Source organism: Pararhizobium sp. LjRoot255 (assembly GCF_964252905.1).
Taxonomy (GTDB): Bacteria; Pseudomonadota; Alphaproteobacteria; order Rhizobiales; family Rhizobiaceae; genus Pararhizobium.
In genome coordinates this window covers 1-20718 of the sequence record NZ_CAXUPQ020000005.1, presented here as the reverse complement: position 1 = coordinate 20718, position 20718 = coordinate 1, and the positions used below count along the sequence as shown (strand labels likewise).

18 protein-coding genes and 2 pseudogenes are annotated in these 20718 nt (G+C 57.4%); 6 read left to right on the top strand and 14 right to left on the bottom strand.

Annotation, left to right across the window (positions count from 1 at the left end):
• Positions 1-5 precede the first annotated feature (5 nt).
• Together ACSQ2W_RS26960 and ACSQ2W_RS26955 are read left to right on the top strand one after the other, a co-directional pair.
• Complete coding sequence (locus ACSQ2W_RS26960; RefSeq protein WP_436089232.1) at positions 6-953, top strand: carbohydrate ABC transporter permease; 948 nt, start codon at positions 6-8, stop codon at positions 951-953.
• Positions 954-1001: 48 nt separating this feature from the next.
• Positions 1002-1871, top strand: coding sequence for a carbohydrate ABC transporter permease (locus tag ACSQ2W_RS26955; RefSeq protein ID WP_436089231.1), 870 nt, complete (start codon positions 1002-1004; stop codon positions 1869-1871).
• Position 1872: 1 nt separating this feature from the next.
• Here ACSQ2W_RS26955 and ACSQ2W_RS26950 read toward each other — a convergent pair.
• A pseudogene (locus tag ACSQ2W_RS26950) lies at positions 1873-2200 on the bottom strand (UPF0149 family protein); the annotation flags it as partial.
• A 10-nt stretch (positions 2201-2210) separates the two neighbouring features.
• Between ACSQ2W_RS26950 and ACSQ2W_RS26945 the strand changes: the two are divergent.
• Together ACSQ2W_RS26945 and ACSQ2W_RS26940 are read left to right on the top strand one after the other, a co-directional pair.
• Positions 2211-2446: pseudogene (locus tag ACSQ2W_RS26945) on the top strand (IS3 family transposase); the annotation flags it as partial.
• Positions 2447-2689: 243 nt separating this feature from the next.
• The gene (locus tag ACSQ2W_RS26940) at positions 2690-3649 is read left to right on the top strand and encodes a MurR/RpiR family transcriptional regulator (RefSeq protein WP_436089230.1); all 960 of its coding nucleotides are present in this window, start codon (positions 2690-2692) and stop codon (positions 3647-3649) included.
• 102 nt (positions 3650-3751) lie between these two features.
• Here ACSQ2W_RS26940 and ACSQ2W_RS26935 read toward each other — a convergent pair whose 3' ends face one another.
• The gene (locus ACSQ2W_RS26935; RefSeq protein WP_436089229.1) at positions 3752-4054 is read right to left on the bottom strand and encodes a hypothetical protein; all 303 of its coding nucleotides are present in this window, start codon (positions 4052-4054) and stop codon (positions 3752-3754) included.
• Between the two features lie 122 nt (positions 4055-4176).
• Between ACSQ2W_RS26935 and ACSQ2W_RS26930 the strand changes: the two genes are divergently transcribed.
• Complete coding sequence (locus ACSQ2W_RS26930; protein ID WP_436089228.1) at positions 4177-5193, top strand: glycosyltransferase family 2 protein; 1017 nt, start codon at positions 4177-4179, stop codon at positions 5191-5193.
• A 395-nt stretch (positions 5194-5588) separates the two neighbouring features.
• Here ACSQ2W_RS26930 and ACSQ2W_RS26925 read toward each other — a convergent pair whose 3' ends face one another.
• The 5 genes from ACSQ2W_RS26925 to bhcA form a co-directional block, all read right to left on the bottom strand.
• Positions 5589-6122, bottom strand: coding sequence for a VOC family protein (locus ACSQ2W_RS26925; RefSeq protein ID WP_436089227.1), 534 nt, complete (start codon positions 6120-6122; stop codon positions 5589-5591).
• 113 nt (positions 6123-6235) lie between these two features.
• Positions 6236-7201 (bottom strand): iminosuccinate reductase BhcD, encoded by a 966-nt coding sequence (bhcD, locus tag ACSQ2W_RS26920; protein WP_436089226.1) that lies wholly within the window; start codon positions 7199-7201, stop codon positions 6236-6238.
• Between the two features lie 18 nt (positions 7202-7219).
• The gene (gene bhcC, locus ACSQ2W_RS26915; RefSeq protein WP_436089225.1) at positions 7220-8383 is read right to left on the bottom strand and encodes a 3-hydroxy-D-aspartate aldolase BhcC; all 1164 of its coding nucleotides are present in this window, start codon (positions 8381-8383) and stop codon (positions 7220-7222) included.
• 12 nt (positions 8384-8395) lie between these two features.
• Positions 8396-9343 carry a beta-hydroxyaspartate dehydratase BhcB gene (gene bhcB, locus ACSQ2W_RS26910; protein WP_436089224.1) on the bottom strand — a complete coding sequence of 316 codons (948 nt, stop codon included), beginning with the start codon at positions 9341-9343 and terminating at the stop codon, positions 8396-8398.
• 12 nt (positions 9344-9355) lie between these two features.
• Complete coding sequence (bhcA, locus tag ACSQ2W_RS26905; RefSeq protein WP_436089223.1) at positions 9356-10546, bottom strand: L-aspartate--glyoxylate aminotransferase BhcA; 1191 nt, start codon at positions 10544-10546, stop codon at positions 9356-9358.
• 188 nt (positions 10547-10734) lie between these two features.
• Here bhcA and bhcR point away from each other — a divergent pair, with 188 nt between their 5' ends.
• Positions 10735-11544 carry an HTH-type transcriptional regulator BhcR gene (gene bhcR, locus ACSQ2W_RS26900; RefSeq protein ID WP_436089222.1) on the top strand — a complete coding sequence of 270 codons (810 nt, stop codon included), beginning with the start codon at positions 10735-10737 and terminating at the stop codon, positions 11542-11544.
• Between the two features lie 24 nt (positions 11545-11568).
• Here the strand turns inward: bhcR and glcF are convergent, their stop codons facing one another.
• The 7 genes from glcF to ACSQ2W_RS26865 are packed head-to-tail and all read right to left on the bottom strand — an operon-like array spanning position 11569 to position 20621.
• Complete coding sequence (gene glcF, locus ACSQ2W_RS26895; protein WP_436089221.1) at positions 11569-12876, bottom strand: glycolate oxidase subunit GlcF; 1308 nt, start codon at positions 12874-12876, stop codon at positions 11569-11571.
• 1 nt (position 12877) lies between these two features.
• Positions 12878-14035, bottom strand: coding sequence for an FAD-binding protein (locus ACSQ2W_RS26890; protein WP_436089220.1), 1158 nt, complete (start codon positions 14033-14035; stop codon positions 12878-12880).
• Positions 14032-15486 (bottom strand): FAD-linked oxidase C-terminal domain-containing protein, encoded by a 1455-nt coding sequence (locus ACSQ2W_RS26885; RefSeq protein WP_436089219.1) that lies wholly within the window; start codon positions 15484-15486, stop codon positions 14032-14034. The genes ACSQ2W_RS26890 and ACSQ2W_RS26885 overlap by 4 nt, the downstream gene beginning before the upstream one ends.
• Positions 15487-15517: 31 nt before the next feature.
• Positions 15518-16537, bottom strand: a complete 1020-nt coding sequence (lipA, locus tag ACSQ2W_RS26880; protein ID WP_436089218.1) for a lipoyl synthase — start codon at positions 16535-16537, stop codon at positions 15518-15520.
• 19 nt (positions 16538-16556) lie between these two features.
• Positions 16557-18266, bottom strand: coding sequence for an acetyl/propionyl/methylcrotonyl-CoA carboxylase subunit alpha (locus ACSQ2W_RS26875; protein WP_436089217.1), 1710 nt, complete (start codon positions 18264-18266; stop codon positions 16557-16559).
• Positions 18263-19855 carry a 5-oxoprolinase/urea amidolyase family protein gene (locus ACSQ2W_RS26870; protein WP_436089216.1) on the bottom strand — a complete coding sequence of 531 codons (1593 nt, stop codon included), beginning with the start codon at positions 19853-19855 and terminating at the stop codon, positions 18263-18265. The genes ACSQ2W_RS26875 and ACSQ2W_RS26870 overlap by 4 nt, the downstream gene beginning before the upstream one ends.
• A complete protein-coding gene (locus ACSQ2W_RS26865; protein WP_436089247.1) occupies positions 19848-20621 on the bottom strand; it encodes a LamB/YcsF family protein in 774 nt (257 codons plus the stop codon). Before ACSQ2W_RS26865 ends, ACSQ2W_RS26870 begins: the two co-directional genes overlap by 8 nt.
• Positions 20622-20718 lie beyond the last annotated feature (97 nt).

Genomic DNA, 20718 nt, shown 5'->3' with positions numbered 1-20718 from the left:
ACTCAATGAGCGCCAACCAGGGGCCGGTCGCCACAACCGGCCCCCAGGGTGGAAGCAATACGGGTAACCAGGCTCGCGCACGCGTGCGCCTGGATGAGCCTCGAGTGAATCCAATCAGCTTTGTTTTGCTTGCTCCGGCTGCGTTGCTTCTTGGTACGCTGTTTCTGGGGCCGGTACTATACGCAATCTATCTTGGGTTCACCAATCTACAATTGATCGGCATCCACGCCATCAACTACAGATTTACCGGGTTGAGCAATGTCGCGTTTCTTCTAAACGACGCGATCTTTTATAAATCCCTGTGGCTTACGGTCATTTTCGTTGTCGGATCGGGTGCAATCGCAACGACCTTGCTTGGGCTTATCTTGGCTCTGGCGCTGCAGAACTGTGTGGCGCCGATAAGATGGATCACCAGCGCTACCGCTATCCTGGCCTGGACACTGCCCCCAACAACAATAGCTTTTCTATGGATGGCGACGAGTACGCAATCTGGACTTATCGCTCTCCTGGCAGGCAATCAGCGCCTTGATCTTCTGTACCAGCACGCCATGCTGGTCGTCTCGACCGCAAATGCTTGGTCATTGGCCGGCCTCGCAATGACAATGTTCTCGGCAGCCCTTCGCAACATACCAGGCGATCTAATGGAGGCCGCCCAGTTGGAAGGTGCCACCTCGGTTCAGTCGTTGATGCGGATAACGCTGCCAATGCTGAAGCCAACGATAGTAACGTGCGCTCTGCTGATGATGTTGATGACGTTCGGCAATTTTACCTTGATATATCTGATGACAGGTGGAGGACCGGGCAACGATACGAATATTCTACCCGTTTATACATACCAACAGGGCTTCAAGTTCCACAACCTCGGCTATGCCGCTTTGTTGGGCAATGTCATGGTGCTGTTGTCGGCGTTTCTCGGCGGTCTATTCGTTTGGGCAACCACCTCTCGTCGCTAGGCGTACCCCAATAAAGGCCCGTCGATACTCCAACGAAAGGTGACTGTAATGCAGACAACCTCAGTCGAGCGCACTTCAAGCCCACCACCAGGGCAGAAGGCAAACAAACGGAACAAGATTACTGCGGATCGGGTTGTCAGTAATTCCGCTGCACTGGTTCTGGCAGCGTTCTTCGCATTGCCCATGCTGTGGATGGTGCTCGCTTCAGTCGATCACGGTGCGACGAATCAGCTAAGGGCCCCGGACTTGACGGCCGAGCACTACTGGGTTGCTGTCCAAGCGGACAATCTTGCGGCGCTCGGAAATAGCCTTCTTATATCGACAGTCGCCACCGTGGTTGGTACGGCTGTCGCGTTCATCGCCGCTTACGTATTTTCGAAGCACAACATTCCGTTCAAAAATCCCCTTTTGCTAACCGTACTGTTCCTCTCCGGCGTACCGATCTCGATTTTGATCGTTCCCGTCTACAAAATGTTTGCAACACTGGGGTGGCTGTCCATTATCCCCACGGGGATCTTGCTCGGGGTAACCGCTATTCCCTTCCAAATTTACCAGCTGAAGAACTTCGTAGATGCGGTACCGCCAGAGCTTGAGGAGGCAGCCGCACTTGAGCAAGCCAGTACGCTTCAAATATTGTTCCGTGTGATCCTGCCCCTGACCAAACCAGGTCTCGCTTCTGCTGCGATTTTCGGTTTCGTCAACGCATGGGGCAACTTTCTGATGCCAGTGGTTCTTATCAACAGCCTGGCTGATCAACCGGCACCCGTGCACCTTTTCGGATTCATGGGCTCAAACTCGATCAATTATGGTGTCATAGCCGCCTATTCCATCGTCTATTCGTTCCCGCTAATCATTCTATTTCTGGGAATGTCCCACCAATTCAAAGCAGGCTTCTCTCTCGGTGGCGCTGTAAAATAGCCGCGCCCCCACTACTTTCAACTGACGACGCGGATGATATCGTGATATCGCCGGTAACGGCATGACCGCGAATGACGGGTCGCCAATGCATTTCGGCGAAGTCAGTGCCCATCAGGAAACTGATGGGCCAATTGATACTGTCAAATCGACCTGGCTGATGCAGTCGCTGTTTTCCGGGTGATTCCGCAATGCTCGCCGATATCCGGTTCCGCAACGATGGTTTGCACGGCCTGGTGTTCGGTTGTTTCCATCGGCGCGTTTAGGGCTTCAGCGCCGGTGAGCAGCGGGATCCACTCGCGCGGGTCGATGATCATGGCAGTGAGATAACCTACACGCTGACAATCGCTGCTGCTGGACATCGGGATAGAGCCTTGTTCGGCGCCGGTTCGAGACCCGCCAATGGATAAGCCTTCGTCAAAACCTTCAAGCGCGGCTAGCTCTCGGTCAATCCCATGCCAGATGTCGAAACGGTCATCGCCTGACTGCCATTGTGGTTCGAGCACTAAACTACGCTTCACAAGACATTGGGCTATCGGTCGCCGCGTGGGTTCTTAAACCGTCAAACAGAAATCTGATCCTCCGGATTTTATGAGGCAACTCCAGCCATTCTGCCGTTGACCGCTCGAAACGCGCCGTTATCGTTATTGTCAACGAGCCGAATGCTACGTACACCATCTCAGCCGAGGATGAGGGCCCTGCTAACCAATGATTACAGACAGAGATCGAAAGATGGCTATCATTAGTGACTTCTCCCGGCCGATCGCCGACAACACGTCCGCCTCATATACGCGTAAGTCCTCGATGTTCCAGAGGGTCGTATGACCAGACCGGACCTGATAGAAAAAGTTAAGAAGGTATGCGTCGAACTTTCCGGGCAGATGGTAGACGCGGCCCATTACGTCATCAACAATCCCGACGAGATTCCATTTTACTCGATGCGGGAGATCGCGCGACGCGCGAATGTTCAGCCCGTAAACCTTGTCCGGCTGGCTCAAAAGTTGGGTTTGTCGGGTTATGGCGATCTGCGGCAACAGTTCATCGACACGACACCGGAAGGCCGTCAACGGGATCGCCAGTCCATACACCGCAACGAGTTGAGCGCCCAGACGCTCATCACCGAAATGGGCAAAAGCTCTGGACTGAAGGCTTTCGTCGATTCCTTCTTTGCGACCGAGCAAGGCGTCGTTGCCCAGGCAAGAGCGCATCTGTCAGAGGACAGACTTGAAAGTGCCGTCAAACTGCTGGCCCGCGCCCCGAAAGTCTATGTCATCGGCCGGCGAACGGCGTTCACGCCTGCCTATACCCTCGCCTACACCCTGCAGAAAGCGCGTCCGAACATAGTCCTGCTGGACACTCCAGGCGGTGCGCCGGAGGGCGCTTTGGATGATATCCGGCCCGGCGATGCCTTTGTCGCGGTCACCTTTGCGCCATTCAACCGCCTGGTGCATCGATTGACTGAAAAGGCGTCGCTTTCAGGAGCGAAGATTATCGCGATCACTGACAGCTTCGCGGCGCCCATCAGCAAGTTTGCGGGGCCGCTGCATTTCGTGGCGCAGTCGTCCGGCCGGGCATTTCCCGAATCCACGCTCGGAGCAATCGCGATCGCCAACATTCTCGCCGCCTTGACCATCAGCAGGCTTGGCGAGGCGGCACAACGTAGAATTCGCGACAACGAGCACTTCTTGGTGGACTCCGGCGAATATCTCTTGTCCGGCGACATCAAGACCTCGCGACGGCGCCCGAAGACAGGTGATGCAACGCCACTCGAAGAAGGATGAACGAATACGGTCTTGGCAGCGCAGGTCCTCACGGACTGCCGGAAAATGGAGCAATGGCTTTCGCCGATCATCCTACCGCGAACAATAAGTCTCTGATACGGTTCATACCAAAAGAGGTTCGTCGCCGGGGCGGCGACTTAAGTGCTGCTGCATTTGTTCATTTTCACTGAGAATGACGGAGTGGATGCCCCTCCCGGCGGCATCGCAATGTGCCAGAGCGATGTTCGCCAGAAAGTCACTTAGCCGAGTATGAAGGAAGTTGAGACCTGTGCGCGGGCAGTTTATCGGTTGATACTGCCGTATTTTTTGGCGATATGAGCGGCTTCGAACAAAACGTTGCGCGTTGTCGCCAAGATGATGTTGCGCCACCCACACCACGTGCCGGGACACGATCGGTTTGGCCACTGAAAATTCCAAGGCGACGTGCTGACGACATAATTGTCCAGCAACCTCATGCCACATTTGATAGCGCAGAATCGCTAACCGCCAGCACAGGACTGCGTCGATGGGGAACGCTGGCAGTTTAGTTGGAGATCGATTTGGCAAAAAATTCCTTGAACGACGTTTGTGTCATAATTGCCGCCAAAAATGCCGCCACCACAATTGCAAAGTCTGTTAGGTCTGCCCTTGCTCAGCCTGAGGCAGCTGAGGTTGTTGTCGTGGATGATGGCTCAGACGATGCGACGGAGGCAGTTGCTCGCAGCATGGATGACGGTACCGGTCGTCTAACGGTGGCCCGATTTAAGGAGAACCGAGGCCCATCTGCCGCGCGTAATTATGCATTGTCGATAACGAGCTCTCCTATTTTGGGGGTGTTGGATGCCGACGATTTTCTATTACCGGGTCGTCTACAACGGCTGCTTTCCGAGGATAGCTGGGACCTGATCGCTGACAACGTAGCTTTCATCGATGCTGAACAATCCTCAACGATCGAGCATGAGATTCGTTACTTCGATCCGGATCCCCAGTTGCTTGACTTCATCTCCTTCATAGAAGGAAATATATCGCGACGACATGCGCGACGAGCCGAAATCGGGTTCCTTAAACCACTGATGCGGCGAGAATTCCTCCAGCGCCACAGGCTTCAATACAACGAGACTTTGCGGCTGGGTGAAGACTACGATCTGTATGCGCGTGCGCTTGCGGCGGGGGCCCGCTATAAAATTCTTCGAAGCTGTGGCTACGCCGCCGTAGTGCGCGGCAACTCCCTCAGTGGCAGTCATCGTACGATCGATTTGAAACGGCTGTATGAGGCCGACCAGGCCATTTTGGCTGAAAATACGCTACCCGCCGCAGCGGCAGCTACGTTAGCTCGCCACGCTCGCCATATTCGGGACCGCTATGAGCTACGCCGCTTTCTCGATATCAAAAATCATGAGGGGTTGGCAAATGCGCTCAGGTATTTGCTGACCCACCCGTCCAGCATACGTCCCGCTATTAGCGGTGTTATCAGGGACAAAATCGAAGTGTTCGCAAGCAAGCCGTCGTCCGCTCCAACTTCACTGGGTGGTACTGGTGGTATCCGTTACCTTCTAGGGGAATGAATTCTCGAGCAGCAGGTTTGCTCCAGCCAAGGTGAGCGCCCACCATCGAGTTACCTGCAAGTTGGATCTCAAGATGCATCCCTTGGCAGTGCGTCTTGAGATGGTATTCGCTAATTCTTGTTAGCGGATTTTGTCGATGTCGGAAGGCATGACCAGCACGAGAGAATTCAGACCGAGGAAGGCTGCGGTGTCTCAAGTGAACAACAACGCTTCAATGGGAACCGAACCCAAAAAGTCGCTCTCAATTGCGAAATGGCGCAGGAGTGAGCTGCGCGAGCTACAACGGTGGGCGAGCGTTATATTCACAGATGAGACAGCACGAAAAATCGCTGTGATCGCCGCGCCCATCGGAGCCTTACCGAGGTCTCGTCGCAGATCGGTCCACTTCGGTCAGATCATGTGGGGCGCGGGTCCCAAAGCCGGGCTTGTGTATCGGCCTCATAGGCCTTCCCATTCGGATAATGGATTAGTTCCATCTGAAGGCCCCAAGGTGCCAGGAAATAGAACCAGGTGACACCTAGGTCCGGTCCTTCTGATTCAACAACCGGCTTGCCCAGCAGGGAGACATTGTGGCTGCGGAGATGTTCAACGGCCTTTTCCATATCGTCCACGTAGAACGCAATGTGGTGCCCGCCAATATCACTGTTTTTGGGTGGCGCATCATTCTGGTCGGGAGAACTGTACTCGAAAAGTTCGAAGTTCGAGTTGTTCCAGCACCGCAGGAACGCCACGCCACGAATATGCGAACGCGGATGGACATTCAATTGATCCTTCATGAATGTGCCTTCGTCATCACCAAACGACGCCGTTGTGCGATAGACGAGCTCGCATCCGATCACATCACAAAAGAATACGATTGCCTCGTCAAGATTTGGCACGGTAATACCGACGTGATCGGTGCCGCGAAATCCGGGTAGTCCCCTGCTCATCGAAAACCTCCTTCTCTAGGTAATCATCTAGTATAGCAGGCAAAACACGAAGGTCGTCTAGCCAGGAGGCCCGCGGCGTCCAACCCGGATAGCAACGATCCAATGGGAACGAATCAAAAATCGACCTCAATCGCCACACCTTGCGAAATGGCCAAATCTACAACGGCGGATGCCACGGCGAGATCCTGCAGTCCGACGCCTGTCCCGTCAAACAGAGTGATCTCCTGGGGCGAGAGACGCCCCTTTGCATCACCAGCGATAACCGCGCCAAGTTGAATGATATCTTCTTCTGCAATGAGCCCTTCCGCGATAGCGTGCTGGCACTCGCCAATTGTTATTGCCTGGCCCACTTCGTCGGTGAAGAGCGCGGACGCAGCAACCAGTTTCGCTTCAACCTCCTGCTTGCCCTTGGTATCGGTCCCCATGCAGGCGAGGTGAGTGCCCGGACGGACCTGCGATGCCTTCAAGATCGGGCTGAATGACGACGTAATAGATATGATCACATCGGCCTCCGTGCCGAGTCGGTCCAGGTCTACGGTCTCGAATGGCAAGCCGATTTCTCTTGAGACCTGCTCAAGTCGACCCAGCATTTCCGGGTGATAGTTCCAGGCGACAACCTTCTCGAAGGCTCTTTGCTGGACAGCGGCTCGCAGTTGAAAGGTCGATTGATGGCCGGCACCGATCATCCCCAGAACCTTTGCGTCTTCACGAGCAAGGTATTTGATCGAAATAGCTGACGCCGCTGCGGTGCGCAGCGCAGTCAGGAGATTGCCGCCCACCATAGCGCGGCACCGCCCGGTATCCGCGTCGAAGAGGAATACGGTCGACTGGTGATTGGTCAGTCCCTTTTTCGCGTTGTTCGGCCAAAATCCTCCCGCTTTCAGGCCGAGAGTGAGGCTCTCGCGGTCAAAACCCGATTTGAAACCGTAGAGCGCGTCGGCATATCCAATCGATTCCCGGACAACGGGGAAATTATAGGCTGAATTTCTCGCCATGGAGGCGAAGACCTGTTCAACCGCGGTGAAGCATGCTGCCGAACTGATCAAGTCCGCAATTGCCCTCTCCGGAACAACAATCATATCAGATATCCTAGGTTATCAGTACGCCTTGCCTCTGGCCGAAACCGGCCAAAGTGTTTCGACTTTGCCGTTACGTACACCGACATACCAGTCATGGACATTGCAGGTCGGATCGCAGTGGCCAGGAACAAGACGAAGTTTTTCATTTATCTTCAGGATCCCATCCGGATCTTCAATGACGCCATGTTCGTCGGAGCACTTGACGTATTTGACATCGGTGCGACCATAGATGAACGGCAGACCAGAATCGACGGACTGTGCCTTGAGACCAGCGTCGCAAATTGCCTTATCCGCCTTAGCGTGGCTCATCACGGTTGTTAAAAGGAAAAGCGCATTTTCCCATTCGCCCTGGTCAATTCTGTTGCCGTCCTTGTCTAGAATGCGACCGTAGTCCGCATCCATGAAGGCGTAACTTCCGCACTGCAGTTCGTTGTAGACGTCGGAATTGCTCTCGAAGTAATAGCTCCCGGTACCACCACCACTTACAAATTCAGGCGCCAAACCAGCGCTCTTTAGCGCCTCCACAGCATCCCTCACCTGCGCAATGGCCGCGTCGAGCTTGGTTTTCCGATCCTCATATTTGTCGATGTGCTGCATGGCACCCTGGTAGGCCTGGATGCCTGCAAATTTAAGACCAGCAGCAGCGTCGATGGCTTTGGCAAGTGCCACGACGGCTGAACTCGTGGTGACCCCGCACCGGCCGGCGCCGCAGTCGATTTCAACAAAGCATTCCAGAGATGTGCCATGTTTCTGGGCCGCGACGGAAAGCTGTGCGACATTGTCCAGATCGTCGATGCACACGATAATCCTGGCGCCCAGCGTGGGAAGACGCGCCAGACGGTCAATCTTCAGTGGATCGCGTACCTGGTTCGACACAAGCACGTCCTTGATCCCGCCTCTAACAAATACTTCCGCTTCAGAGACCTTCTGGCAGCAAACGCCGATCGCTCCGCCCAATTCCTGTTGGAGGCGCATGACATCCACGGACTTGTGCATCTTTCCATGCGCGCGGTGGCGCATGTTATGGGCTTTGGCATAATCGCCCATTTTTCGAATGTTTCGCTCGAGTGCATCAAGATCGAGGACCAAACACGGCGTCTGAATCTCTTCGACGCTCATTCCAGGTAGAGCGGGTACATCATAGCCTACCTGCAGACCGGCGAAGTTTGCTTGCATGTTCATTTTCTCTCTTCCTTATTGCCAAGGCAGCGTGTCGAGGTCGACGTTGCCACCGGTGACGATGACGCCGACGCGCTTGCCGGCAAACAGATGCTTGTTCTTTAGGATGGTCGCGAGAGGAACCGCGCTGGAGGGTTCCATGACGATTTTCATCCGTTTCCAGATGAGCTTCATTGCGTCGATGATCTCCGGGTCCGACGCGGTGAGGATGTCGCTGACATTGCTCTTGACGAAGTGCCAGGTCAGGTCTTTCAGCGGTACTTTGAGCCCGTCAGCGACGGTGTTTGGCGCGTCATCTGCGATGATGCGGCCGGCCTTGAAGCTGCGATAGGCATCATCTGCCTGTTCAGGTTCGGCGGCATAAATCTTCGCTTTGGGTAGGAGGTTCGACAGGGTTAGGCATGTGCCGGATACCATTCCGCCGCCGCCGATGGGCGCAATAATGGCATCCAGGTCATCGACTTGCTCGATCATTTCCTTTGAGCATGTCGCTTGACCTGCGATAACGCGGGGGTCGTTATAGGGATGAACGAATTCGGCGCCCGTTTCAGCGACGACTTCGGCAAAAACTGCCTCGCGCGATGATGTGGAAGGCTCGCATTCGACAACCCTGCCACCATAGCCACGAACTGCATCTTTCTTGGCTTGCGGCGCCGTCCATGGCATCACGACGGTGCACGGGATCCCCCGACGCCCGGCTGCGTAGGAAAGGCAGGTGCCATGGTTGCCGGACGAATGGGTGGCAACGCCCTTCGCCGCTTGTTCGTCACTCAGCCCAAACACCGCGTTGGAGGCACCACGGGCCTTGAAGGCGCCCGCCTTTTGTAAATTTTCGCATTTGAAGAACAGCCTGGCGCCGACAAGCGTGTCAATGAACGTTGAGGTGAGAACGGGCGTGCGATGTATGTGTGGTCTGATACGCTGATGAGCGTGAAACATGTCTGATAGTGTGGGTATGTACATTCTGATTTGCCCTTAGGCAGCAGTGCGGACAGGTGATGCCGCCGTGTTGCGGTAGATTTCTTGCGCCGCCGCAACTCCAGAGCCGAGCTTGATGTTGAGTCCAAGGTCGACCATGACCATCTCGGCTGTTGCAATACCGGATAGCGCCATTACATCGGTCATGCTGCCAACATGCCCGATGCGGAAAACCTTGCCCGCTACGTCACCCAGACCAGCACCAAAGGCGACGTCGTATTTTGTTGCGGCGTGCGTAACGACCAAGGACGCATCGAACCCGCCAGGCGTTTGCACCGCGGTAACCGTGTCGGAATTGAGGTCCTCGCGCGCTGCACAAAGTTCAAGTCCCCAGGCCTGGACAGCCGCACGAACGCCTGATGCGATGCGCCTGTGCCGCGCAAAGACGTTGTCGAGACCTTCGCGGAGCAGAAGCTCCGTTGATACTTTGAGACCATTCAGGAGGCCAACGGATGGTGTATAGGGGTAACCGTTCACCAAATAGCCCTTGACCATATCGCGGACGTCAAAAAAGGTCCGCGGCAGCTGTGCCGTTTCCAGTGCCGCCATTGCCTTCGGAGAAAAAGCAATAATTGCCAGACCGACAGGCAGCATGAACCCCTTCTGGGATCCTGTTATGGCAACATCGACGCCCCACTCATCCATTCGAAAGTCCATTGAAGCTATCGAACTTACGCCATCGACGAGCAGCAGAGCGGGATGATTGGCGGCATCTAGAAGAGCTCGAACCGCTGCGACATCTGATTTAACACCGGTCGCGGTCTCGTTGTGGGTAACGAGCACAGCCTTGATCTCGTGGGCCTTATCAGCGTTGAGAATTTCCTCGTATTGCGCCAATGGAACGCCCTCACGCCAGGATGTCTCGACGGCGTCGACTCTCAGCTGATGGCGTCGGCACATATCGATCCATCGATGGCTGAACATGCCGTATCGACCTGCCACCACACGGTCGCCAGCGCTTAGTGTGTTTGTGATCGCCGTCTCCCAACCTCCGGTACCCGTGGAAGGAAACACGAAAATGGAAGCCGTTTCGGACTTGAGAACTTGCTTGACGCCAGCCAGAGCAGGATGGAGGATCTCACCGAACATCGATGAACGATGGTCTATGGTCGGCATGTCTGATGCTTTTCGCAAAATCTCAGGCATGTTCGTCGGACCTGGAATGAAGACCGGATTCTGTCCGTACATGTGATGCATCCTCCTGTGCTTTCAAAATAGATAGCATGACCCGGAATAGACGTATATTTTTTTGAAATGATTTTTCATAATCGGATACATTCACATAATAGTATTATATATCAGTCTCTTATAATTTTTCATTGCATGAATGTGTTTTTCAGGCAACCATGGTTTATGACGTAGTGGATATATCTTTGATGCAGAACACAAACCGACGGCGAGGACGCCCCAAGTCCTTCAATGAACCCCGGTCTCAGAGCGTGATACAGTCACTCGATCGCGCTCTCGACGTGCTGGAGGCCTTGTCTTCGCCCGAGGGCATGACGCTGTCCGAACTTTCCGCGCACCTGGATCAATCGCCTGCGACGATGCATCGCGTTCTGGCAACTCTCGAACGCCGCGAATTTGTTGAGATAAGCCCCGATCGCCAGATCTGGTTCATAGGACCAGAGGCTTATCGATTGGGTGCGGCATTTCTTCGGCGCTCCAATGTGGTCGAACGAAGTCGACCGATTATGCGTGAGTTGATGCTCGAAACAGGAGAAACTTCAAATCTGGGAATAGAAAAAGGCGGGAACGTTCTCTTCATCAGCCAGGTCGAAACACATGAATCCATACGAGCCTTTTTCCCGCCGGGTACGCTTTCTCCGCTCCATGCCTCGGGGATAGGAAAGGCATTGCTTAGCACCTACGACGAAGACCGTTTATCGTCTTTGTTCAAAAATCCGGCGCTGGAGCGGTTCACCGAAAACACCTTGCGATCAGTCTCCCAGCTGAAAGAGGAGTTGCTCGCCACTCGAGAGCGCGGTTACGCTTTTGATGATGAGGAGCGGACGAAGGGCATGCGTTGCGTCGCCGCACCGATATTGAATGTGCATGGCGAGGCCGTGGCTGGCATATCTGTGTCGGGCCCAACGCATCGAATGCCAGACCGGCTAACCCGGCAGATTGGCGAGCGCGTCGCGGAAGCGGCAAAGACTGTATCTCGCAGGCTGGGCAGCGCGTAATTCTCAACCAGAGCAACGCGAATCTCAGACGGCTCTGGTTGATGCCTTGGATAGACTCGGGGGCTTTGGGCCGCCGGTTGCCCAATCAAGCAATTCGACGGTGTGGACGATGGGAAGACCGGTGCCGGACCCGATCTGCATCATACAACCGATGTTGCCGGTGCTGATCAACTGCGGGCGAACAGCTTCAATCGATGCAACTTTGAGTGACTGCAATTGTTTCGAAACTGCCGGCTGCATCAGGTTATAGGTTCCTGCAGAGCCACAACAGATATGGGAATCACGGGGCTCGACCACATCGAAGCCAGCGGACTTCAGGAGATCTTTCGGCTGCGAGCGAATTTGCTGACCATGCTGCAAGGAACACGCCGCGTGATAGGCGACGCGAAGCGGGTCAGCAAAAACGGCGTCTTGGAGCCCGATACCAGCAATGACTTCTGTCACATCCTTCGCAAGCGCCGCGATGCGCGCTGCATCAGCTGCTATCGGATCGTTTCGGAACATGTGTCCATAGTCCTTGACAGTGGTTCCGCATCCGGAGGTATTGATGACGATAGCGTCCAGCCCTGCCCCATCAAGCTCCCGAACCATGACGCGAATGTTGGCGCTTGCCATGGCATGACTTTCATCGGTCTTTCCCATGTGATGCGTGAGCGCTCCACAGCAACCAATGCCTTTTGGAATGACGACCTCGCAGCCGTGACGGGTGAGAAGCCTGATCGTCGCGTCGTTGATGTCGGTGTTCAGCGCACGCTGTGCGCAGCCGATCAGAAGGGCTACGCGTTTGCTCCGGGTGCCCTTCGCGGGGAAAGTTTGCGGCCTGTCGCTCTTGCTGCTTTTCGGAATGCAGTCAGGAGCCATCTCCAGCATTGCCCGCAGTCGTGCATCAGGGATGAGGTGTCTGATCGGGCGTACCAGTTTTGCAGCCGTCAGAGCCAAACGAAACCGGTAAGGATACGGCAAGATACGGGCCAGCAACCAGCGTAGTGCCCGATCGTCCCATCGACGCGTGTATTTCTTCTCGATATAGTCGCGCGCGTGATCGATGAGATGCATGTAGTGCACGCCGGAAGGACATGTGGTCATGCAACTGAGGCAGCTCAGGCACCGGTCTATGTGCTTTACCGTGGCGTCGTCAGGAACCTTGTCGTTTTCCAACATGTCCTTGATGAGATAGATCCGGCCCCGCGGACTATCGAGTTCATCGCCCAACACGCGGTATGTTGGGCAAGTCGCGGTACAGAAGCCACAATGGACGCAGGAACGCAGGATCTCGTTTGAAGTTTGCGTGTCCGGGTCTGAAAGCTGGGTCTCGTTGAAATTCGTCTGCATCCTAACTTTCCATCAAACCGCGGTTCAAAATTCCCGCAGGATCGAACCGTTTGCGCAATGCGTCCGAAAGCTGAGCGACCGCACCGAGCTCGGGCGGGAACATAGTGCCGGTAACCGCACTCCCAAATCGTAGAAGCATCGCCCGCCCCGCGCCGGACACCCTGCGAACCTCGATGGGCTCCGCAACGCCCGCATACCAGATCAACCCGCCTCCCCAATCGAGCGATACAGTTCCTCCGAGCGCCTCCAGCGCTGAAGCAATTTTAGGCGCATCTGTCGGCTTTATCAGGATACGCCACAGCGGCAGCTGCGGGTCGGCAAAATGATGCAGGTCCCGCAGTTGGACCCATAGGGCTTTGCTATTGGTCTCATAGAGGAAGTCGACGTTATCGTGAGAAGGAAGGAGGGCGAATATCTTCTCGCGCCGGTAATCGACTTGCTTCGAACGGCCTTCAATTCGCAGCCAAGCGGTGCCCGACCGGAAGGCGGCACCGGATATCTCGAACGGAGTGGCAAGCGCAGTCTGGAAAATCCTGCTCGCTTCGGCAACAGACACGTTGTTGAAGCCAATTGATAGCTCGCATTCGGGCGCAGGCAGGGTCTTGATGGCCACTTCCGTCAAAACGCCCAAAGTGCCAAAGGAACCACAAAGAAGTTTGCCAAGGTCCAGGCCAGTGACGTTCTTCATCACCCGACCCCCGGTTTTGATGATCCGGCCCTGGCCATCGACGAAGCGCACCCCAAGCAGGTGATCTCTGCATGCTCCTGCCTGGACGCGCCGAGGACCTGAAGCGTTGGTTGCGACTGCGCCGCCGATGGTAGGAGAACCAAGCGTGCCAAGGACGGTGCGATAATCCATGGGTTCGAATGCCAGTGCCTGCCCTTCTGCGGCAAGCGCTGCCTCGATTTCATCGATTGGCGTCCCCGCGCGGGCAATCAGCGTCATGGCGCCAGGTTCGTATGTCACGATTCCGCGGAGGCGGCGTGTCGTCAGCGTGCCGGTCTCCGATGGAAAACCTGACGTCAGACGTGTGCCGCTGCCCATGACATGGAGCGATGTTGCGCTTGCGCAAGCTTCCACAAGGAAAGCGGCTAGTTCAACTTCATCTAACGGGGCGTGGGTGGTCGAGAGCGGGGCAAGCGCGTTGCTGTGTGTCATCGTGCCAAAGCCCTTTCGCGGTAAGGCTCACTTACCTCAAGGGGAAATACCTTGGCGGCATTCAACAACCAGGCGGGATCGAAGACCTCTTTGATCTCCATCTGGATGGCCATGTCTGTCGTGTTGAACTGCGTGGTCATGAGATCTCGCTTTTCGATACCCACCCCGTGCTCCCCCGTCAGGCAGCCGCCAACGTCAACACAAAGGCGCAGAATGTCGGCACCAAAGGCTTCAGCGCGTTCCAGTTCACCCGGCGCGTTGGCGTTGAAAAGAATGAGAGGATGCATATTGCCGTCACCAGCGTGAAAGACATTGGCGACCTCCAAGCCATGTTGCTTTGAGAGCTCACCGATGCGCTTGAGCGTAAAGGCAAGTTTTGAAACGGGGACCGTCCCGTCGAGGCAGAGGTAATCACCGAGGCGACCCATGGCGCCGAATGCAGACTTGCGGCCCTTCCAGATGGCCAGCGATTCTTCGGCATTTTGGCTGCTGCGAAATTCTACCGCTCCCAGCTCGTCCGAAATTGCTCGAATGCGGTCCGTTTGGTCGCTGATTTCGTCCTCGGACCCCTCCACCTCAACGATCAAAACGGCGGCGCAGGCGGGATATCCGGCTTTGGCGAAAGCCTCGACTGCACGCAGACAGACATCGTCCATATACTCGATCGCCACCGGCAGAAGTCCCGAGCGGATTATGCACGCGACGCATTCGCCCGCGACTTCTGCGCTTTCGAAGCCGATCAACATCGGTCGAGCGCCTTCGGGTTTGGGAACGATCTTGAGGGTCGCCTCTGTAATGATGGCGAGCTGGCCCTCGGAACCGCACAAGAGTCCGAGGATGTCGAGCCCTGTCGTCCCCAACAACGGCCCACCAAGATCGACGACCTCCCCACTCGTCAACACCATTCGGATGCCCATGAGGTTGTTCGTTGTGACGCCGTATTTCAGGCAATGCGCGCCACCTGAGTTCATCGCAATATTGCCTGCAATCGTGCAGGCAAGTTGAGACGAAGGATCGGGCGCGTAGAAAAATCCGTCTGCGTCGAGCTCGGCGCTCACGGCTAAATTGGTGACGCCCGTCTGGACCCGGATGAACCGGTTTGCCATGTCGACTTCGATGATCTCCCGCAAACGGATGGTACTGATCACGACACTGTCTGCCGTCGGCAAAGCACCTCCTGCAAGTGATGTGCCCGCGCCGCGGGGTACGACAGGGACGCGATGTTCATAGCAAACACGCATGGCCGTCGCGACTTCCTGGGTACTACGCGGCAAGATGACCGCAAGCGGCGGGCACCGATATGCCGTCAGTGCGTCACATTCGTAGGCCCGGGTTTCCTGCGGGTCCGAAATAACGGTGTCTTGAGGCAAGGCCGCTTTAAGCGCAGAGATGATCTGCGACGATCGCGCCAGAACATCAGCGCGTGGCTCCGGCATTGCTATCGTTGACATCGGGTTTCCTTCGCGCGTTGTTTCGCCGTCGTCAAATTGCGGCACTCTCACAATTGACGGCCGTCCGCTCATCGCAAATTGGATCGCGTTGCGACCGTTTTGTTGTTTCGCGCGCAGCCTTGAGGCGTGCGAAATCGTCGCCGGCGTGATGCGACGAACGCGTCAGCGGGCTGGAGGCGACCATCAGGAAGCCCTTGGTATAGGCGACGGTCTCGTAGGACTTGAACTCCTCCGGTGTCACGAATTTTTCGACCTTGTGGTGCTTGCGGGTCGGCTGCAAGTACTGGCCGATGGTCAGGAAGTCGACATCGGCCGTCCTGAGGTCGTCCATCAGCTGCAGCACTTCGTTGCGCTCCTCGCCAAGACCGACCATGATGCCGGACTTGGTGAACATCGTCGGATCGAGTTCCTTGACCCGCTGCAGAAGCCGGATCGAATGGAAATAGCGCGCACCGGGGCGCACCGTCAGATAGTTGCCCGGCACTGTTTCCATGTTGTGATTGAAGACGTCGGGCTTGGCGGCAACGACGCGTTCCAGCGCGCCGGGCTTCTTCAGGAAGTCGGGCGTCAGGATTTCGATGGTCGTTGCCGGCGAAGCGGCGCGGATCGCCCAGATCACCTTTTCGAAATGCTCGGCGCCGCCGTCGGCCAGATCATCGCGGTCGACCGAAGTGATCACGACATGGGATAGACCCATCTGCTTGACGGCCTTGGCGACGTTTTCCGGCTCGTCCATGTCGAGCGCATTCGGCTTGCCGGTCGAGACGTTACAGAAGGCGCAGGCGCGGGTACAGATCTCGCCCATGATCATGAAGGTGGCGTGCTTCTTGTCCCAGCACTCGCCGATGTTCGGGCAGCCGGCCTCCTCGCAGACCGTGACGAGCTTGTTCTCCTTCACGATCGACCGGGTCTCCTGATAACCCTTCGATACCGGTGCCTTGACGCGGATCCATTCCGGCTTGCGCAGCATTTCGGTGTCCGGCTTGTGGGCCTTCTCCGGATGTCGGTGTCGCGCAGATCCGGGGCGAACGGTGTCTAAGATCGTAACCATCCGTTTTTGCTTTTTTCCGTCACTCTATTGTTGCCAGTTCCGCGCCAAGCGCGACCACTGTGCCCGATTGGATCTTGATGCAAATGCGGCCTGCCTTCGGCGCCAAGACCCGGGTTTCCATCTTCATGGCTTCGATCATTGCCACCGCGTCGCCTTCGGCTACGTGGTCCCCATCCTCGACGTTCCATTTTTGCAAGGTGCCGGGGATCGGTGCCGTCAGTGCGCCTTCGCTGGCCGGCGCCCTTGAGGCGGTCGACGTCGTTGGCGCAGCAATTCCGGAGAAAAGCGCCGCCGGGAGCCCGAGTTCATGGCGCTTGCCGTCGATCTCTATGAAGCTGCGCACCAGCCCACCTTCGACCGGGTCAACCCGAGGAGCCGGCTCGACGCCGCGAAATTCTGTTTCGATCCAGTTCGTGAAGACCTTGAACCCATCCTCGCCGGTGAAGGCCGGTTCCTCGAGTACGGCGCGATGGAAGGGAAGCACAGACGCGACGCCCTCGATCCTGAACTCTGCAAGCGCTCGCCGGGCGCGGATCAGAGCTTCCTCGCGAGTCGCCCCGGTGACGATCAGCTTGGCCATCATGGAATCGTAAATGCCGGGAATTTCGTAACCTGTCTCCACGCCGCTGTCGATCCGCACGCCAGGACCGGACGGCGCGCGGAAGCGCGTGATCAGCCCCGGCGTCGGCAAAAAGCCGCGGCCCGGGTCCTCGGCATTGATGCGGAATTCAAAGGCATGTCCGCGCGGCGCGGGCGTTTCCGTGACCGAAAGCGGCAGGCCATCGGCGATGCGCAACTGCTCGATGACGATATCCACGCCGGTCGTTTCCTCCGTCACCGGATGCTCCACCTGCAGTCGGGTATTGACCTCGAGGAATGAGATGACGCCGTTCTGCGACAACAGGAACTCAACCGTGCCGGCGCTGGTGTAACCCGCCGCAGCGCAGATCGCCTTAGCGGCATCATGGATACGGGTGCGCTGGTCCTCCGATATGAAGGGCGCAGGAGCCTCCTCGACCAGCTTTTGGTTGCGCCGCTGCAACGAGCAATCGCGGGTGCCAAGCACGACCGTATTGCCATGGCTGTCGGCAATGATCTGCGCCTCGATATGACGCGGCTTTTCCAGGAATTGCTCGGCGTAGCATTCGCCGCGCCCAAAGGCTTCCTTGGCTTCGCGAACCGCGGATTCGAAGAACTCGCCAACGTCCTCGATTCGATGGACGACCTTCATGCCTCGCCCGCCTCCCCCGAAGGCAGCCTTGATCGCGAGCGGCAGCCCGGCCTCCTGAGCAAAGGCGACAGCTTCCGCCGTCGAGGCGAGTGGGCCATCCGACCCCTTGACCAAAGGGGCGCCCACCTTGTCGGCGATGCGTCGGGCCTCAACCTTGTCGCCAAGTGCCATGATAACTTCTGGCTTCGGGCCGACCCAGATCAGACCGGCATCGATGACGGCGCGGGCAAACTCTGCACGCTCCGACAGAAAACCGTAGCCGGGATGGACGGCATCCGCTCCAGCGCGCCGTGCGATCTCCAGGATCTTCTCAATATTCAGATAAGTGTCCGCCGGGCGGCCTGCGCCCAGCCCATAGGCTTCGTCGGCGAGCTCGGCATGCATTGAGCCGGCATCTGCATCCGAATAAATCGCGACCGAGGCAACGCCGTAGTCGCGGGTAGCGCGGATGATGCGGATGGCGATTTCGCCGCGATTGGCAATGAGCAGTTTTTTCATCGATTTGTTTCCCTGACGAGCGGGTCGAATGCGGCGACGACGTTGAAACGGATGTTGGCACCGATTGGAATCTGGCCGGCGAGATCGAGATGGTGGCGTGCGACGACGCCGATCACCGGATAGCCGCCGGTCAGCGGATGGTCGGCGAGGAAAACCACCGGCTGGCCGTTATGCGGCACCTGGATTGCGCCGAGCGCGGTACCTTCCGAGGGTAGCTCAGCCGTGTCGCGCCGTTCCAGCGGTTCGGCCCCAGCAAGCCGCATGCCGACCCGGTTCGACTCAGCCGTCACCTGCCAGGGTTGCGCTGAGAGGGTCTCGACGCCTTTATGCGTGAACCAATCGGTGCGCGGGCCAAGTACAACGTTGAGCGTCACGGTGTCCCCGGCCCTCGGCAGCGCTTTAAGCGCGCGCCGGAAGGGATCGACAGCGGCGGCTGGAGCATTCGCCGGCACCAGCACGTCGCCTGCAGCGATCGGTGCGGGCCCAACCTTCGCTAAGGTGTCAGTCGCAGCCGAACCAAGCACGCCCTCGACCGCGAACCCGCCCCGCAGCGCTATGTAGCTGCGCATGCCTTCCGGCGGCAAGCCGAGGACCAGTTCGTCGCCGGCATCGAGCGCAAAGGGACGGTGAAATGGCGCAGCAACAGTGCGGCCATCGGCGGTGCGAATGACAAGCGGCGCACAGGCTCCCGTCACAGCGAGCGTTGCTGGCCGATCTGCCTTGAAGGCAAAACCGCCAAACGCGATTTCCAGGACGGCAGCATTGCGCGGATTGCCAACGCAGAGATTGGCCTCTACCAGGCTCGAGCGGTCGAGCGCGCCGGACTCAGAGACGCCTTGGTCGACCCGCCCGGGCCGGCCGAGATCCTGAAAGAGTGCTGGTCGGTCAGCACGGGTGACGACAAGCCCCGCGGATGGTCGCACAGCTTGCGGTTCTGGCAGAGCGGCACGCGGCACAACGGGATCGTTGGCGATATTACGAAAACGGACGCGATCACCCGGCGCAAGAAGCGCGGCTCGCGGTCGGTTGGTGTCCCACATCTTCAACGGCGTGCGGCCGATAAGCTGCCAGCCGCCTGGACTGTCCGACGGATAGATACCGCCAAACTTCCCCCCGAGTGCAACGGACCCGGCCGGAATGCGGACACGCGGGCTCTTGCGGCGAGGGACGTCGAAATCCGGATCGTCCGAAGTCATGTAGGCAAAACCGGGCGCAAAGCCGGTAAAGGCGACCGTATAGGTGGCCTCGGCATGGCGGCGGATCACCTCCTCCACCGAGCAGCCGAGGATTTCGGCGACATCGGCGAGATCCTCGCCGTCATATGCGACCGGGATCTCGATTGAGTCGCCCTCGCGGGAGGTGCGCTGGTCAAGCTCGATCGTGCAGATAAGCGCGGACAGCCGCACGCGGTCAGTCACATGAGGGTCGAAGCGGACCATCACTGTTCGAGCGGCGGGCACGAGTTCGACGATGCCCTCCGGACGGTCAGCGAGAAGGCGGTCGAGCAACGTTAGCGTCGTTTCCAAATCGTCGAGTTCGACGAGGAAAGCATCGCTGCCAGCGGGCAGAAAGCGCAGCCGCTCAGTCATGGGTGGCATCCACGAAGGATTTCAGGTCGATTCTATTGGCAGCCAGCGCTTCGCGCAATGCCCGGGCGATGGCGACTGCCGCCGAGGTATCGCCGTGCACACAAATCGACTGCGCCTCTAGGTTTATCTCCGTGCCGTCAATGGCGGTTATGCGGCCCTTCAGAACCAGTCGCAGCATGCGTTCGGCAATCGCTTGCGGATCGTGGATGACAGAGCCGACCAGGCGACGACTGACGAGGCTGCCGTCGGCATTGTAAGCGCGGTCGGCAAAGGCCTCGCAGACGACTTTGAGCCCGGCCGCTCGGGCCTGCTCGACAATGGGCGCTCCGGAAAGCGCCATTAGGACGAGCGAGGGATCGACCGCCTTGATGCCTTCGATCACGTCTGCCGCCTGGCGTGCGTCGCAAGCGATGGTGTTGTACAGCGCGCCATGCGGTTTGACGTAGCGAACACGAGTCCCTGCGGCTTTCGCCAAGCTTTGCAGGGCGCCGATCTGGTAGATGGTATCGCCGACGAGTTCTGTGCTGGACGGGTCCATATTGCGCCGACCGAAACCGACAAGATCGCGATAGCCGATATGCGCCCCGACCGAGACACCGTGTTTTGCCGCTACTTTCAGCACGGACAGGATTCCCGCCGGATCGCCGGCATGGAACCCGCAGGCAATATTGGCGCTGGTAACGATCGATATCATCGAGACATCGTCACCCATTGCCCAGGGGCCGAAGCTTTCGCCAAGATCGCTGTTGAGATCGATGTGTGTCATATTCTCCGTACCGTCCGTCGCGGTCGCCGTGAAGTTTCGAAACGCCCCATTTTCGGGTCGGTTTGCTTGGCCGTCATACCTGTCGGCGTTCATGTTG